Origin of the sequence: Pseudomonas parafulva NBRC 16636 = DSM 17004 (assembly GCF_000730645.1) — a bacterium.
Taxonomy (GTDB): domain Bacteria; phylum Pseudomonadota; class Gammaproteobacteria; order Pseudomonadales; family Pseudomonadaceae; genus Aquipseudomonas; species Aquipseudomonas parafulva.
This window is the reverse complement of record NZ_BBIU01000013.1, coordinates 158,073-172,162: the sequence shown is the minus strand read 5'-3', so window position 1 is coordinate 172,162 and position 14,090 is coordinate 158,073. Positions and strand designations below refer to the sequence as shown.

General features: G+C 63.9%; 12 protein-coding genes. 1 reads left to right on the top strand and 11 read right to left on the bottom strand.

The genetic code is table 11. The features are described from left to right. Window positions 1–64: 64 nt before the first annotated feature. The 4 genes from PPA02S_RS10220 to PPA02S_RS10205 all read right to left on the bottom strand — a co-directional run bounded on the left by PPA02S_RS10220 (window position 65) and on the right by PPA02S_RS10205 (window position 3,838). The gene (locus PPA02S_RS10220) at window positions 65–1,144 is read right to left on the bottom strand and encodes a polyamine ABC transporter substrate-binding protein (protein WP_028631569.1); all 1,080 of its coding nucleotides are present in this window, start codon (window positions 1,142–1,144) and stop codon (window positions 65–67) included. A 52-nt stretch (window positions 1,145–1,196) separates the two neighbouring features. Next, window positions 1,197–1,538 (bottom strand): cupin domain-containing protein, encoded by a 342-nt coding sequence (locus tag PPA02S_RS10215; RefSeq protein WP_028631568.1) that lies wholly within the window; start codon window positions 1,536–1,538, stop codon window positions 1,197–1,199. Window positions 1,539–1,567: 29 nt separating this feature from the next. Then, a complete protein-coding gene (locus tag PPA02S_RS10210; RefSeq protein ID WP_028631567.1) occupies window positions 1,568–2,974 on the bottom strand; it encodes an NAD(P)/FAD-dependent oxidoreductase in 1,407 nt (468 codons plus the stop codon). Between the two features lie 63 nt (window positions 2,975–3,037). Next, the gene (locus PPA02S_RS10205) at window positions 3,038–3,838 is read right to left on the bottom strand and encodes an AraC family transcriptional regulator (RefSeq protein ID WP_028631566.1); all 801 of its coding nucleotides are present in this window, start codon (window positions 3,836–3,838) and stop codon (window positions 3,038–3,040) included. A 212-nt stretch (window positions 3,839–4,050) separates the two neighbouring features. Here PPA02S_RS10205 and PPA02S_RS10200 point away from each other — a divergent pair, with 212 nt between their 5' ends. Then, the gene (locus tag PPA02S_RS10200) at window positions 4,051–4,950 is read left to right on the top strand and encodes a hypothetical protein (protein ID WP_028631565.1); all 900 of its coding nucleotides are present in this window, start codon (window positions 4,051–4,053) and stop codon (window positions 4,948–4,950) included. A 183-nt stretch (window positions 4,951–5,133) separates the two neighbouring features. Here the strand turns inward: PPA02S_RS10200 and PPA02S_RS10195 are convergent, their stop codons facing one another. The 7 genes from PPA02S_RS10195 to PPA02S_RS10165 all read right to left on the bottom strand — a co-directional run bounded on the left by PPA02S_RS10195 (window position 5,134) and on the right by PPA02S_RS10165 (window position 13,952). Continuing rightward, window positions 5,134–6,102, bottom strand: coding sequence for a peptide ABC transporter ATP-binding protein (locus PPA02S_RS10195; protein ID WP_028631564.1), 969 nt, complete (start codon window positions 6,100–6,102; stop codon window positions 5,134–5,136). Then, a complete protein-coding gene (locus tag PPA02S_RS10190; RefSeq protein ID WP_028631563.1) occupies window positions 6,102–7,070 on the bottom strand; it encodes an ABC transporter ATP-binding protein in 969 nt (322 codons plus the stop codon). The genes PPA02S_RS10195 and PPA02S_RS10190 overlap by 1 nt, the downstream gene beginning before the upstream one ends. An 11-nt stretch (window positions 7,071–7,081) precedes the next feature. Continuing rightward, a complete protein-coding gene (locus PPA02S_RS10185) occupies window positions 7,082–8,008 on the bottom strand; it encodes an ABC transporter permease subunit (protein ID WP_028631562.1) in 927 nt (308 codons plus the stop codon). 10 nt (window positions 8,009–8,018) lie between these two features. Further along, entirely contained in the window at window positions 8,019–9,029 is a 1,011-nt protein-coding gene (locus PPA02S_RS10180; protein WP_028631561.1) for an ABC transporter permease subunit, read from the bottom strand. A gap of 89 nt (window positions 9,030–9,118) precedes the next feature. Further along, on the bottom strand, window positions 9,119–10,729 hold the full coding sequence (locus tag PPA02S_RS10175) for an ABC transporter substrate-binding protein (protein WP_028631560.1): 1,611 nt from the start codon (window positions 10,727–10,729) through the stop codon (window positions 9,119–9,121). Window positions 10,730–10,806: 77 nt separating this feature from the next. Beyond that, a complete protein-coding gene (locus PPA02S_RS10170; protein WP_028631559.1) occupies window positions 10,807–12,186 on the bottom strand; it encodes an OprD family porin in 1,380 nt (459 codons plus the stop codon). 173 nt (window positions 12,187–12,359) lie between these two features. Continuing rightward, window positions 12,360–13,952 (bottom strand): ABC transporter substrate-binding protein, encoded by a 1,593-nt coding sequence (locus tag PPA02S_RS10165; protein ID WP_028631558.1) that lies wholly within the window; start codon window positions 13,950–13,952, stop codon window positions 12,360–12,362. Window positions 13,953–14,090: the final 138 nt, after the last annotated feature.

The following is a 14,090-nucleotide window of genomic DNA, read 5'->3' as shown; positions in this document are numbered from 1 at the left end:
CTTGCAGCTTGCAGCTTGCAGCTTGCAGCTTAAAGCTTGCGGCTTGTGCGGCTTGCGGCCGCTGTCAATTGCCGGCCTTGATGCTGGTCCATATCCGGGTGCGGATGCGGTCGATCTTGGCGGGCATGGCCTCCAGGGCGTAGAGCTTGCCCATCACCGCTTCGCTTGGGTAGATCATGCTGTTGCCCTTCAGGGCCGGGTCCACCAGGCTGTCAGCGCTCAGGTTGCCATTGGCGTACTGCACATAGTTGCTGATGTTGGCCATCACCTGCGGCTCCAGCAGGTAGTTCATGTAGGCATACCCTGCCTTTTCATCCGGTGCATCGGCCGGCATTGCCACCATGTCGAACCACAGCGGGGCACCCTCCTTCGGGATCGAGTAGCCGACCTTTACCCCGTTATGCGCTTCCTCTGCGCGGTTCTTGGCCTGCAGTACATCCCCCGAGAAGCCCACCACGACGCAGATATCACCATTGGCCAGGTCGCCGGTGTACTTCGATGAATGGAAGTAGCTGATGTAGGGCCGTACCTGCATCAGCAGCGCCTTGGCCTTGTCGTAGTCCGCCGCGTTCTGGCTGTGGTGGGGCAGGCCGAGGTAGTGCAGGGCGATTGGCAGCAGCTCCGGGCCGTTGTCCAGCACCGCCACGCCGCACTGCTTCAACTTGCTCATGTACTCGGGCTTGAAAATCAAGTCCCAGGAGTCGACCGGTGCATTGTCGCCAAGCACGGCCTTGACCTTGTCGATGTTGTAGCCGATGCCGGTACTGCCCCACAGGTACGGGAAGCCATACTGGTTGCCTGGGTCATTGACCTCCAGTGCCTTGAGCAGCACTGGGTTGAGGTTTTTCCAGTTGGGCAACTGCGACTTGTCCAGGCGCTTGAGTGCCTTGCCCTGGATTTGCCGGGCCATGAAGTGGTTGGAAGGGAACACCACGTCGTACCCGGAATTGCCCGTCATCAACTTGCCGTCCAGGGTCTCGTTGCTGTCGTACACGTCATAGGTGGGCACGATGCCGGTGGCTTGCTGGAAGTTCTTCAGGGTGTCGGGGGCGACGTAGCTGGACCAGTTGTAGATCTTTACCGTTTCGGCGGCACCGGCCACGCTGGCGGCCAGCATCAGGGGGGCGATCAGGAGTGTGCGCATGTCGGGTTTACCTTGCTTTGTCTGTTGTTATCGAAGGCAGGCGATCAGCGGATCAGAAAATAAGCACGTACGTCTTGCGCACGGTTTCCTGGATGTCCCAGGTGCCGGTGCTGTTGGCCGGTAGCATCAGGGCGTCTCCGGCTTCTATCACCAGGGGCTCGCCACCGTCGGGGGTGAAGGTGCAGCGGCCTTTGATGAAATGGCAGAACTCTTGCTGCACGATCTGCCGCCTCCAGCGGCCCGGGGTGCATTCCCAGATACCGGTCTCCACCCCGTCGCTGCGTTCCACGCAGGTGACCGAGGTGACCGCCACGGGTTCGCCGAGCGGCACCGCGACCGGGTTGCTGGTTTGCAGTACAGCCGTGTCTGTCTGTTTGAACTGGGTGATGCTCATGAACGAGGTCCTGTCTGGGTGTAGGGAAGTCAGTGCATGAAGCCTTCCATGAAGTCCGCAAGGTGGCTGGCCAGGCGCCGGCGCCAAGGCGGGGTAGCCGGGTTGGCGAGGGTACGGTCCTCGTGGACGAAACTCTGGATGATGGCGTTGTAGCCCAGCCAGCGGCAGGGTTCGGGCGGCCAGCTGGCCAGGCTGGCGAGCGGGCGGTTGTCGTGCACCCAGGGCTGGCCGGTGAGGGCGTTGTGCTGGTTCAGAATCAGCGCCGCCAGTGTGCGACCGCCCAGGTTGGTGGCCCCCACGCCCTCACCGCCATACCCGCCCGCCAGGGCAATGCCACGCTGGCGGTCGCACAGCATGTGCGGGCGGAAACGCCGGGCCATGCCCAGGTTGCCGCCCCAGGTGTGGGTAATGCGCGCGTGCCGCAGCTGCGGGAACAGGTCGCTGAACAGGTAGCGGCGCAGTTCCACTTCATGGGCTTGGAGGTTGAAGTTGTCCCGCAGCCTGCCGCCGAAGCGGTAGCCGCCCCGTGCGCCGAAAACCAGGCGGTTGTCGGTGGTGCGCTGGCCATAGGTGACCTGGCGGCTGCCTTCGCTGAATGCCTGCCCCCGATCCAGGCCGATTTCATCCCACGTGGTGTCGGGTAGCGGCTCGGTGGCGACCAGCAGGCTCTGTACCGGCAGTTGATGCTTGCCCAGCGGTGGCAGGCTGGCAGCATAGCCTTCCACTGCCGGCACGATCCACTGGCAGCGGATGCGTGCCAGGGGCGTGCTGACCTCGCCCGACCGCCAGTCAAGCGCAGGCGTGTTCTCATAAATCGGCACCCCCAGGGCTTCTACGGCACGGGCAAGGCCGCGGGCCAGCTTCGCCGGTTGGATGGTGGCGGTGTGCGGGCTGTAGATGGCGCCATAGGCATTGCTGATACGCACCTGGGCGTCCAGCTGCTCGGGGCGCAGCCACCGGTAGTCGTCCTCGGTCATGCCTTGGCGATACAGGTCGTCGAGGTAGGCGCGCAGGCTGCGCTCCTGCTCCGGGTAGCGGGCGGCGCAGTACAGCACGCCCCCCTTGCGGTAGTCGCAATCGATGCCCTCACGCTGCAGCACGTTCCCAACCTCGTCGGGAATGGCGTGCAGCAGGTCGATGCTGGCCCGGCGTTGTTGCGGCGAGAGGCTCGCCAGCAGGCGGTCCTCACCCAGCAGGTTGCCCATCAGCCAGCCGCCATTGCGCCCTGACGCGCCGAAGCCGGCGATGTTGGCCTCGATCACCACGATGTTCAGCTGCGGCGCCTGGCGCTTGAGGTAATAGGCGGTCCACAGGCCGGTGTAGCCGGCGCCGATGATGCACACGTCTGCCTCGAGGCTCTCGCGCAGGGCCGGGCGAGCGCACAGCGGCTCGTCAAGCTGGTCCATCCACAAGCTCAGGCTGCGCAGGGGTTGCATTGGGGCGGGCTCCACATCCGGCGGGGTATGTGGCGATCCTAGTGGCGAACCCTGGCGGTTGTCTTACGTGCGTGCACGCAGGGAAATCTGCTTCAGGTACGCCTTGGGCGTAAGGCCGGTGTGTTCGCGGAAGCATTTATAGAAAGCCGACAGCGAATTGAAACCGGCGCTGAACGCCAGGTCGTCGATGGGCGTGGTGGCGCTGTCCTCGTCCAGGGTCGCCATCAGGTGATGCAGGCGCGCCTGGTTCACATAGCGGTAAAAGCTTTGCCCCAGCACCTGGTTCAGCAGGTAGGAGATCTGGTTGCGGCTGTAGCCGCTGGCGTCGGCCACCTGCTGCAGGTCCAGTTCCGGGTCCAGATAAGGGCGATGCCCCTGGAAGTAATGCTCCAGGTCCTGGGCCATGGTCGACAGCTGGCGGGGTGAAAGGCCCAGGCGGCTGGTGGCCGGGCGTAAACCACCCCCGCTGTGGGGGCTGCCGTCCTGGCGCACCAGGGTAGCGTATTCATTCACCCGCCAGATCAGCCCGTCCCGGACCGTGATCGCTTCGCTGGACTGGAACGCCACCAGCCCATCCCCCCCTTGCACGGTGACTTGGTACTGGATGAATGCGGTACAGCCGTCAACGCGTATCCGGTCGCTGTGCACGATGTCTTCCCCGGCCGCGTGGGGCAGGCAGGCGCGCACGTAGTCGCGCAAGTCCTGGTACCCCAGCACGCGGTTCTGGAAGAAGTCGTGGTACTGGATATCGGGGTGGTACAGGGCCAGCACGCCATCGAGGTCACGGTACTTCCAGCACAGGTGGTAGCGCAGGACGGTATCGGCAGTGAGCGGCGTCTGGGCCGCGCCATCGGGTAGGGTCATGGGCAAATGATGCCTCGTCGCCCGGCTTGCCACAAGAATGCAGAACACCTGACCCCAGCAGCCCATTCGCGCATTTTGCACGATGAAAACATGGCGTTTTTTTCTAAGTGCTTGATTTGTATAGACGTCATTTTTTGTGACAACTGGCACAGCCGCTGCAACGTTTACTGCGCGAATGGACTTCTCGCTAACAACATACAGGCGAACACATCATGATCCCCTCTGCCGACTACTCCGTTGTCGATACACAAAGCCGCTCAGGTGTTTCCTGGGCGGCGATCTTCGCTGGCGCCGCTGCTGCAGCCGCCGTATCTCTCATACTGGTAGTGCTGGGTGCGGGGCTTGGCTTTGCGGCCACCTCGCCCTGGGCCAATGAGGGGGCAAGCGCGAAAGCCTTGGGCATTTCCACCATTGTCTGGTTGTTGGTGACGCAGATCATCGCTTCCGGCCTGGGTGGCTACCTGGCCGGTCGCCTGCGCGTCAAATGGGCGAACCTGCATGGCGATGAAGTGTATTTCCGTGATACTGCGCATGGCTTCCTGTCCTGGGCTGTCGCCACACTGGTGGCGGCCATGCTGATACTGGGTACCGCAGGCAACCTGGTAGGTGCCGGCGCCAGTGCTGCGTCGCAGGCAGCGGGTGTAACGGTAGCGGCAGGCGGTGCAGCGGCTTCGCAAGCCTCTGACGACTCCCTGGGCTACTTCGTTGATGGCCTGTTCCGTGGCGAAGGCCCGGCACCGGTCAGCGATGATGCTGCCAATGGTGTAGCGGCCCGCATTCTTGCCAAAGGTGCTGCCGGTGACGGTGCACTGGCCCCGGAAGACCGCGCCTACCTGGCACAGCTGGTGGCTCAACGTACCCGCATGACCCAGGCTGAAGCCGAAGCCCGTGTGGACCAGGTGATGGCTCAGATCCAGCAGCTCAAGACCGACGCCAAGCAGGCGGCCGACACCGCTGCCAAAGTGGCCGCATGGACTGCCCTGTGGACCTTCGTCGCCCTGCTGTGCGGCGCCTTCTTCGCCAGCGTCGCCGCCCTGTACGGTGGCCGTCGCCGCGATCACGTGCAGTGGGTTGAAGGCGACTATGTCGCTCACCGCACCATTCAACGATAAGCAAGGAGAATAACTATGCGCTCGATTCTACTGTGGATGCTGGGTATCCCAATTCCAATCATCATTCTTATCGCATTGTTCGTGCACTGATCGATGCACTGACAACATGCACTGAATACAAAAGGGCCGCTGCAAGCGGCCCTTTTGTTTTTGCCTGGCCGCCTGAACCGGCGGCCCGATTCGTTACAGGAACTGCTCGGCGTAGTGGCATGCCACCTGCCGCGTCCCCACCTGCCGGAACCCCGGCAGTTCCTTGCTGCACCGGTCAGTGGCATAGGGGCAGCGCTTGTGGAACGCGCAGCCATCAGGCGGGTTCAACGGGTTGGGCAGTTCACCGGCAATGCGGATGCGTGGCTTGAGCGGGTCCGGGTGAATAGCCGGGGTGGCTGACAACAGTGCCTGGGTGTAAGGGTGCAACGGCTTCTCGTAGATGTCGGCCTTGGGCCCCATTTCTGCCGGCCGGCCCAGGTACATCACCAGCACCTGGTCCGCAACGTGCCGCACCACCGCCAGGTTGTGCGAGATGAACACATAGCCGGTACCGAACTGCTGCTGCAGGTCCATGAACAGGTTCAGCACCTGGGCCTGGATCGACACGTCCAGTGCCGAGGTCGGCTCGTCCGCCACCAGCACCTTGGGTTGCAGCATCATTGCCCGGGCCAGGGCGATGCGCTGGCGCTGGCCACCGGAGAACATGTGCGGATAGCGCTGGTAGTGCTCCGGGCGAAGCCCCACCTGTTCCATCATCTTCTGCACTTTTTCACGGCGCTCGGCTTTGCTCAGCGACGTGTTGATCAGCAGCGGCTCGGCCAGTTGGTCACCAATCTTCTGGCGCGGGTTCAGCGATGCGTAGGGGCTCTGGAACACCATCTGCACATCGCGCCGCAGCTGCTTGCGCTCGGCCTTGCTGGCGCCGTTGACCTCGGTGCCGGCAATCTGCAGGGAGCCGGACGTGGGTTGCTCGATCAGGGTCAGCGCACGGGCCAGGGTCGACTTGCCACAGCCGGACTCGCCCACCACTGCCAGGGTCTGGCCGGCTTCCAGCTCGAACGACACACCGTTCAGTGCACGCACCAGGGCATGGCCCTTGAACAGCCCGCGAGACACTTCGTAATGCCGGGTCAGGTCCCGGGCGGATAGAACGACGGCCATCACGCCACCTCCTGGTTCAGCGGGTAGAAGCAACGGGCCTGGCTGTGGGCCTTGGCCTCCAGGGCCGGGCGCTGTTGCCGGCAGTTGTCCTGCACATAGGGGCAGCGGGGCGACAGCAGGCAGCCCTGTGGCCGGTCATAGCGGCCAGGCACGATGCCGGGCAGCGTGGCCAGCCGCTCGGCGCCGGCGCTGTGCTCGGGGATCGCTGCCAGCAGCGCCTCGGTGTAGGGGTGGGCCGGGATGTCGAACAGTTCCGGCACCTGGCCCACCTCCACGGCCTGGCCTGCGTACATCACGCACACGCGCCGTGCCGTTTCGGCAACCACCGCCAGGTCGTGGGTAATCAGGATCAGCGCCATGTTGCGCTCCTGCTGCAGGTTCACCAGCAGCTCCATGATCTGCGCCTGGATGGTCACGTCCAGGGCCGTGGTGGGTTCGTCGGCAATCAGCAGTTTCGGCTCGCCGGCAATGGCCATGGCGATTGCCACCCGCTGGCTCATACCGCCCGACAGCTGGTGAGGGTAGGCATCCAGGCGGCTTTCTGCGGCCGGGATCTCGACCTTGTTCAGCAACTCTAAGGCACGCTGACGCGCCGCCTTGCCCTTCAGGCCCAGGTGCTGGCGCAGCACTTCTTCAATCTGATAGCCCACGGTATAGCTGGGGTTGAGGGCGGTCATCGGGTCCTGGAAGACCATGGCGATGTCCTTGCCCACCACCTTGCGCCGCTGGCGGCCGCTGAGGGTGAGCATGTTGGTGCCGTCAAAGGTCAGGGCATCGGCGGTAATGCGCCCGGGGGCGTCGATCAGCCCCATCAGGGCCATCATGGTCACCGACTTGCCAGAGCCGGACTCGCCGACGATGGCCAGGATTTCCCCGGCCTGTACGCTCAGGTCCAGGCCGTCGACCACGGGTACCGCATTGGCATCGCCAAAGCGCACGTTGAGGTTGTTGATTTGCAACAGTGACATGGGCGTGCTCCTCAGGCGGCGTTCTTGAGTTTCGGGTCCAGCGCATCGCGCAGGCCGTCGCCCATCAGGTTGATTGCCAGCACGCTGAGCAGAATGGTCAGGCCGGGCAGGCTTACCACCCACCAGGCGCGCTCGATGTAGTCGCGGGCAGAAGCGAGCATGGTGCCCCACTCAGGCGTGGGTGGCTGGACACCCAGGCCAAGGAAGCCAAGGGCTGCCGCGTCGAGAATGGCTGAAGAAAAACTCAGCGTGGCCTGCACGATCAGCGGGGCCATGCAGTTGGGCAGTACGGTGACGAACATCAGCCGCCCCAGCCCGGCACCGGCCAGGCGGGCAGCGGTGACGTAGTCCCGGTTCAGTTCGCCCATGACGGCGGCGCGGGTCAGGCGTACGTACGAAGGCAGCGACACGATGGCGATGGCAATCACGGTGTTGATCAGCCCAGGGCCGAGGATGGCGACGATGGCCACCGCCAGCAGCAGCGAGGGCAAGGCCAGCATCACGTCCATCAGGCGCATGATCGACGGGCCGAGCAGCTGCGGGAAGAACCCGGCCAGCAGGCCCAGCAGGATGCCCGGGATCAGCGACATCACCACCGACGACAGGCCGATCAGCAGCGACAGCCGCGCACCCTGGATCAGCCGCGAAAGCAGGTCGCGGCCCAGTTCGTCGGTGCCCAGGATGAACTGCCAGGTGCCGCCTTCAAGCCATACCGGCGGCGTCAGCAGAAAGTCGCGGTACTGTTCGCTGGGGTCATGGGGGGCGACCCAGGGTGCGAACAGTGCGCAGAACACCACCACGCACATGAATGCCAGGCCCATCACTGCGCCTTTGTTACGGGCGAAGGCCTGCCAGAATTCCTTGTAGGGCGAGGGGTAGAGCAGGCTGTGGTCTACCGGGCTTGCCGGCGACACGGGTTTTGCAATCGGGTTGTTCATGGCGTGGCCCTCAGCGCTGATGACGGATACGTGGGTTGGCCAGGCCGTAGAGGATATCCACCACGAAGTTGACCAGAATCACCAGGCAGGCGATCAACAGGATGCCGTTCTGGACCACGGGGTAGTCACGTGCACCGATGGCTTCGATCAGCCATTTGCCGATGCCCGGCCAGGAGAAGATGGTTTCGGTCAGTACCGCACCGGCCAGCAAGGTGCCCACCTGCAGGCCGAACACCGTGAGTACCGGGATCAGCGCGTTGCGCAAACCGTGCACGAACACCACGCGGGCCGGTGACAGGCCTTTGGCGCGGGCGGTGCGCACGTAGTCTTCGCGCAGCACTTCCAGCATCGAGGAGCGGGTCATGCGCGCGATTACCGCCAAGGGGATGGTGCCCAGCACGATGGCCGGCAGAATCAGGTGCATCACGGCATCCTTGAACGAGCCTTCCTCGTCGCTGAGCAAGGTGTCGATGAGCATGAAGCCGGTTTTGGGCTCGATGTCGTACAGCAGGTCGATACGCCCGGAAACCGGCGTCCAGCCCAGGCTCACCGAGAAGAACATGATCAGGATCAGGCCCCACCAGAAGATCGGCATGGAGTACCCCGCCAGGGACAGGCCCATCACCCCGTGGTCGAACAGCGAGCCGCGCTTGAGTGCGGCGATCACGCCTGCCAGCAGGCCGACGATGCCGGCGAACAGCAGGGCGGCCATGGCCAGTTCCAGGGTGGCCGGGAACAGGGTCATGAACTCGCGCCACACGCTCTCGCGGGTACGCAGCGATTCACCCAGGTCGCCCTGGGCCAGCTTGCCCACGTAGTCCAGGTACTGGGCCGGCAGCGGCTTGTTCAGGCCCAGGCGCTCCATGGCCTGGGCGTGCATTTCCGGGTCGACCCTGCGCTCGCCCATCATCACTTCCACCGGGTCGCCGGGGATCAGGCGTATCAGCGCGAAGGTCAGCAGCGTGATACCAAAGAACGTCGGTATCAGCAGGCCAAGGCGCCGGGCAATAAAACTCAACATCGTCGGGGTACCTCATCAGGCCGCGGGGCTGGCCGCCCTCTTGGCAATGCCGCCGGTCCCCGTCTGGGTTGCCGGCGGTCGTTGTTGTTCTACTTCACCTTGGTGGTAGCGAAGTTGTTGGTGGTCAGGGGGCTGATCACATAGCCCTCCACGTTGTCACGCATGGCGGTGAACACCTTGGGGTGGGCCATGCTGATCCAGGGTTGGTCGTCATCGTACACCTTCAATGCCTCGCTATAGAGCGCTGCACGCTCGTCGTTGTCGATCACCTCGCGGGCGCGGGTAATCAGTTGCTGGAATTTCGAGTTGCACCAGCGGGCATAGTTCTCGCCGTTCTTGGCAGCCTCGCAACTGAGCAACGGGGTAAGGAAGTTGTCCGGGTCGCCGTTGTCGCCGGCCCAGCCGCTGGACACCAGGTCTGCCTCGCCTTTTTTGGCCCTGCGCAGCATCTCGGCCCATTCCATGACGCGGATGTCCAGCTTCAGGCCGATCTGCGCCAGGTCAGCCTGCAGCATTTCCGCAGACAAGCGCGGGTTGGGGTTGGTGGGGCCGCCTCCGTTGCGGGTGAACAGCGTGATCACGGTGCCCTCCGGCACGCCGGCCTGGCGCAGCAGGGCACGTGCCTGGTCGAGGTCGCGGGGCAGGTTACGGTTGGTGGTGTTGTAGCCCATCATGGTCGGCGGGTAGGGGTTCACCGCCACCAGCGCATTGCCCTTGCCGAACAGCTGGTCCACGTGGGTCTGGCGGTCGAAGGCCATGTTGATGGCCTTGCGCACGCGCACGTCGCTCAGGTACGGGTGCTGGGTGTTCATGGCGATGTAGCCGGTGACCAGCGCTTCGGTCTGCGCCACCTTCAGGTTGGGGTCCTTGATGATTGACGGCACGTCATCCGGTTTGGGGTAGAGCGCCACTTGGCATTCGTTGGCACGCAGTTTTTGCAGGCGCACGTTGCTGTCGGTGGCAATGGCGAAGATCAGCGCGTCGGCAGGCGGCTTGCCGCGGAAGTAGTCAGGGTTGGGCTTGAAGCGTACCTGGGCGTCCTTGTTGTAGCGCTGGAAGATGAACGGGCCGGTACCGATGGGCTTGCTGTTGAGCTCGGCGGTTTTGCCGGCCTTGAGCAGCTGGTCGCCGTACTCGGCGGAATAGATGGAGGTGAAGGCCATGGCCATGTCCCGCAAGAAGGGCGCTTCCGGGCGGGTGAGGGTGATGACTACGGTATGGTCGTCGGTCTTGTCCACCGATTTGAGCAACTGCTTGAAGGCCATGCTTTCGAAGTACGGGAAGCCGATGCTGGTCTTGTCGTGCCACGGATGGGCCGGGTCGAGCTGGCGACGCAGGCTCCACAGCACGTCATCGGCATTGAAGTCGCGGGTGGGGGTGAAGTAGCCGGTGGTGTGGAATTTCACCCCCTGGCGCAGGTGGAAGGTGTAGGTCAGGCCGTCGGCAGACACCTCCCAGCGCTCGGCCAGGGACGGCTGGATGTCGGTGGTGCCAGGCTTGAACTCGACCAGGCGGTTGAACAGTGTTTCGGAGGCTGCATCGAAGGTGACGGCGGTGGTGTACTGCACCACGTCGAAGCCTTCCGGGCTGGCTTCGGAGCATACCACCAGTGGTTTGGCCGCCAGCTGCGCGGCGGCGCCCATCATCATTGCGGCCACCGCCAGGCGCAGTGCCAGTGATCTGTTGACTACCTTGTGCATGGGTTGATGTCTCCCTGCGTGACTGATTCCAGCGTAGCTGCCCCGGCCCGCCAGGAAGCCGGCCGGGGCGGCTGCGGTCAGAGGATGTTGAACGGAATGGTGGTGACCACCCGGAACTCGTCCAGGCTGCCGTCGCCCTGGGCCTTGCTGGCCCTGTGCGTGGTGTAGGTGGCGCGGATACTGGTGTCTTTCAACGGCCCGCTCTGCACTGCATAGCTGGTGCCGATACCCCACTCGTAATGGGTTTCGCCATCCAGGCCCCTCACGTCGTAGGCGGTGCCTCGGTAGTGGGTGCCGTCAATGCCCCAGCCGCGCGCGTTGTACAGGTTGAACTTGAGGCCTGGCACGCCGTAGGGCGCCATGTTCAGCACATAGGACAGCTGCAGCGACTTCTCGTTGGGGCCGTTGAAGTCCGACAGCAGCGAGTTGGCCAGGTAGATGCCGTTGGTTTCGTGCAGGTAGTCGAAGTACTCGTTGCCGTTGACCTGCTGCCAGGAAGCCGTCAGGGTGTGCGCCTGGTGGGTCAGGCCCAGCGACAGGCTGTAGGTATCGTTGTCGATCTGCCCCATCTTGCGGCTGCCGGCGTCCTTGGTCTTGTAGTAGTTCAAACCGGTGGTCAGGCTTAGCACCCCGCTGTCGCCGAGCACGTGGCTGGCGCCGAAGTAGTACTGGTTCCAGAAGTCGTCCACCTTGGTGGCGTATAGGCTGGTGGTCAGGCTCTTGAAGGGCTGGTAGTTGATGCCGGCGGTACTGGCGCGGTCGGTTTCCACGCCCAGGGCGCCGTACTCGCTGCGAAACTTGCTCAGGCTCTGCTCGGTGCGCGGCGATACCCGGTCGAAGGTGCCCACGTCGAACGTCAGGTTCTCGAACTCGGCGCTGTGCAGAAAGGCACCCTGAAAGCTCGACGGCAGGGCCCGGTTGCCGATGAAGGCGATCATCGGGGTGTCTACGGACTGGCGGCCCAGGGTAAGGGTGGTGTTGGACACCCGCGCCTTGACGTTGCCCAGGCCGAGCTTGCTCCACTGCCCCAACGGGTCGCCATCGCTGTGGGTGAGGGTACGGTTGTTGGGCCCGGCGATGGCCTGGCGGCTTTGCTGCAGGGCGATGGCATTGTAGCCAGCGGCTTCCACGGCGAAGCCCACGGTGCCCTGGGTAAACCCGGAGCTGTAATTGAGGATGCTGCCCTGCACCCAGTTCTCGCGGCTGTGTGTCGGGTGGCGGGTGCCGTCGCCTTTGTAGTACTTCCACAGCGGCGCGCGGGCGGCACGCTCACGGGCGTACCAGTTGCGCGTGCTGCCGGACAGGCTCTGGCCTTCCAGAAAGCCGCTGGCCTGGCTCTGCGCGTTGCCTGAGGCAAGTGTGAGCGGTTGGTAGGCCTGGCTTTGCGGCTCGGCCTGGGCCACGGTGGTTGCGGCACCAATCGCTAGAGCGAGTGCGCTTGAAGTGAACAGTCTCACGTTGGAAGCTCCTTTTCATTTCTAGTTATTGCCGGCCTCGTGGGCCGGGTGGTTGCTGCGGTGTTGCCTGGGGCGCCATGGGATCGCCATGGCTGAAACAGCGTTTTACGCCTGCTGCGCAGGCCCGCCTTGCAGGTCCCTCCCCCCTGCAGGGCGGCGCGGCCGACGGCGCGTCAGTCGACGCTCACGCCAGAAAAGTTGTTGCGGCCGAATGGGCTCACCTTGAACCCGCTCACCTGTGTGCTCAGGGGCTGGTTGACGGTTGAATGAGCGACTGGGGTGATGGGCACTTGTTGCTTGAGCCGCTGTTGGGCCTGCTGGTACAGCGTGGTGCGCTGGGCCGGGTCGGTAACCTGCTTGGCACGCTTGACCAGGCTGTCGTACTGCGGGTCGCACCACAGCGAGTAGTTGTTGCTGCCAATGGCATCGCAGCTGTAGAGCGTGCCCAGCCAGTTGTCAGGGTCGCCGTTGTCGCCGGTCCAGCCGATCAGGGCCACGTCGTGCTCACCACTCTTGAGGCGTTTGACGTACTCGCCCCACTCGTAACTGACGATGCGCACCTTGAAACCCAGCTTGCTCCAGTCCGCCTGCAGCATCTCGGCCATCAACTTGGCGTTGGGGTTGTAGGGGCGCTGCACGGGCATGGCCCACAGGGTGATTTCGGTACCGGGTGCCACCTTGGCCTGCTCCAGCAGTTGCCGGGCTTTTTCCGGGTCGTAGGGGGCGTCCTTGATGCTTTCATCATAGGACCACTGGGTAGGCGGCATGGCATTGACCGCCCGCTGCCCGGCCTCCTGGTACACCGCCTGGAGGATGGCCTGCTTGTTCACCGCCATGTCCATGGCCTGGCGTACCTCCAGGCGGTCAAAGGGTGGATGCTGGGTGTTGTAGGCGATGTAGCCCAGGTTGAAGCCTGCCTGCTGCATGACCTGCAGCTTGCTGTCCTGGCGCAGCGCTGGCAGGTCGGCCGGGCGTGGGTGCAGGGTCACCTGGCATTCGTTGCGGCGCAGCTTCTGGATCCGCACCGACGGGTCGACGTTGATCGAGAACACCAGGTTGTCGAGCTTCACGTTTTCCGGCGCCCAGTAGTTCTGGTTGCCCTTGTAGCGAATCTGCGAGTCCTTCTGGTAACGCTGGAACACGAACGGGCCGGTACCGATAGGGTGCTGGTTGATGTCGCTGGGGCGGCCGCTTGCCAGCAATTGCTCGGCGTACTCGGCAGACAGAATGGAGGCAAAACTCATGGCGAGGTTCTGGATGAACGCCGCATCGACCGTGTTCAAGGTGAACACCACGGTCATCGGGTCGGTCTTTTCGACGCGGGCGATGGTCTTGTCCAGGCCCATGCTGACGAAGTAAGGGAACTCGGTGGGGTAGGCCTTGCGGAACGGGTGAGCCTTGTCGTGCATGCGGTTGAAGGTGAACAACACGTCGTCGGCGTTGAAGTCGCGGCTGGGGGTGAACCCCTTGTTGCTGTGAAACTTCACCCCTTCGCGCAGGTGGAAGGTGTAGCGCAGGCCATCATCGGAAACCTCCCAGCGGGTGGCCAGCGCCGGCTGCACTGCGGTGGCGCCGCGTTCGAACTCCACCAGGCGGTTGTAGAGGGGCTCGGCGGCATCGTTGTCGGTGGCCGTGGTGTATTGGGCGGTGTCGAAACCGGCAGGGCTGCCCTCGGAGCAGAACACCAGGTTGCGGGCCTGCAGCGCAGGGGAAAGGCCTAGCACGCCCAGGGCGAGCAGGGTGGTGAAGCAGGTAGCGTTACGCATGGCAAATCCTTGTGCGTCAGGGTTGCACCGCCGTGTGGCAGGAATGGCGGCAACAGTTCGTCGACCCCGCAGCCAGAGGCGGCCGGGCAACACGTTGACTAGCGGAAAACCCGGGCACCCGATGCTGGCGGGTGCCCG

What these genes read in the sequence shown, in the direction of transcription:
- PPA02S_RS10220 (WP_028631569.1), bottom strand. Translation starts at nt 1,144, where the DNA reads ATGCGCACACTCCTGATCGCCCCCCTGATGCTGGCCGCCAGCGTGGCC.
- PPA02S_RS10215 (WP_028631568.1), bottom strand. Translation starts at nt 1,538, where the DNA reads ATGAGCATCACCCAGTTCAAACAGACAGACACGGCTGTACTGCAAACC.
- PPA02S_RS10210 (WP_028631567.1), bottom strand. Translation starts at nt 2,974, where the DNA reads ATGCAACCCCTGCGCAGCCTGAGCTTGTGGATGGACCAGCTTGACGAG.
- PPA02S_RS10205 (WP_028631566.1), bottom strand. Translation starts at nt 3,838, where the DNA reads ATGACCCTACCCGATGGCGCGGCCCAGACGCCGCTCACTGCCGATACC.
- PPA02S_RS10200 (WP_028631565.1), top strand. Translation starts at nt 4,051, where the DNA reads ATGATCCCCTCTGCCGACTACTCCGTTGTCGATACACAAAGCCGCTCA.
- PPA02S_RS10195 (WP_028631564.1), bottom strand. Translation starts at nt 6,102, where the DNA reads ATGGCCGTCGTTCTATCCGCCCGGGACCTGACCCGGCATTACGAAGTG.
- PPA02S_RS10190 (WP_028631563.1), bottom strand. Translation starts at nt 7,070, where the DNA reads ATGTCACTGTTGCAAATCAACAACCTCAACGTGCGCTTTGGCGATGCC.
- PPA02S_RS10185 (WP_028631562.1), bottom strand. Translation starts at nt 8,008, where the DNA reads ATGAACAACCCGATTGCAAAACCCGTGTCGCCGGCAAGCCCGGTAGAC.
- PPA02S_RS10180 (WP_028631561.1), bottom strand. Translation starts at nt 9,029, where the DNA reads ATGTTGAGTTTTATTGCCCGGCGCCTTGGCCTGCTGATACCGACGTTC.
- PPA02S_RS10175 (WP_028631560.1), bottom strand. Translation starts at nt 10,729, where the DNA reads ATGCACAAGGTAGTCAACAGATCACTGGCACTGCGCCTGGCGGTGGCC.
- PPA02S_RS10165 (WP_028631558.1), bottom strand. Translation starts at nt 13,952, where the DNA reads ATGCGTAACGCTACCTGCTTCACCACCCTGCTCGCCCTGGGCGTGCTA.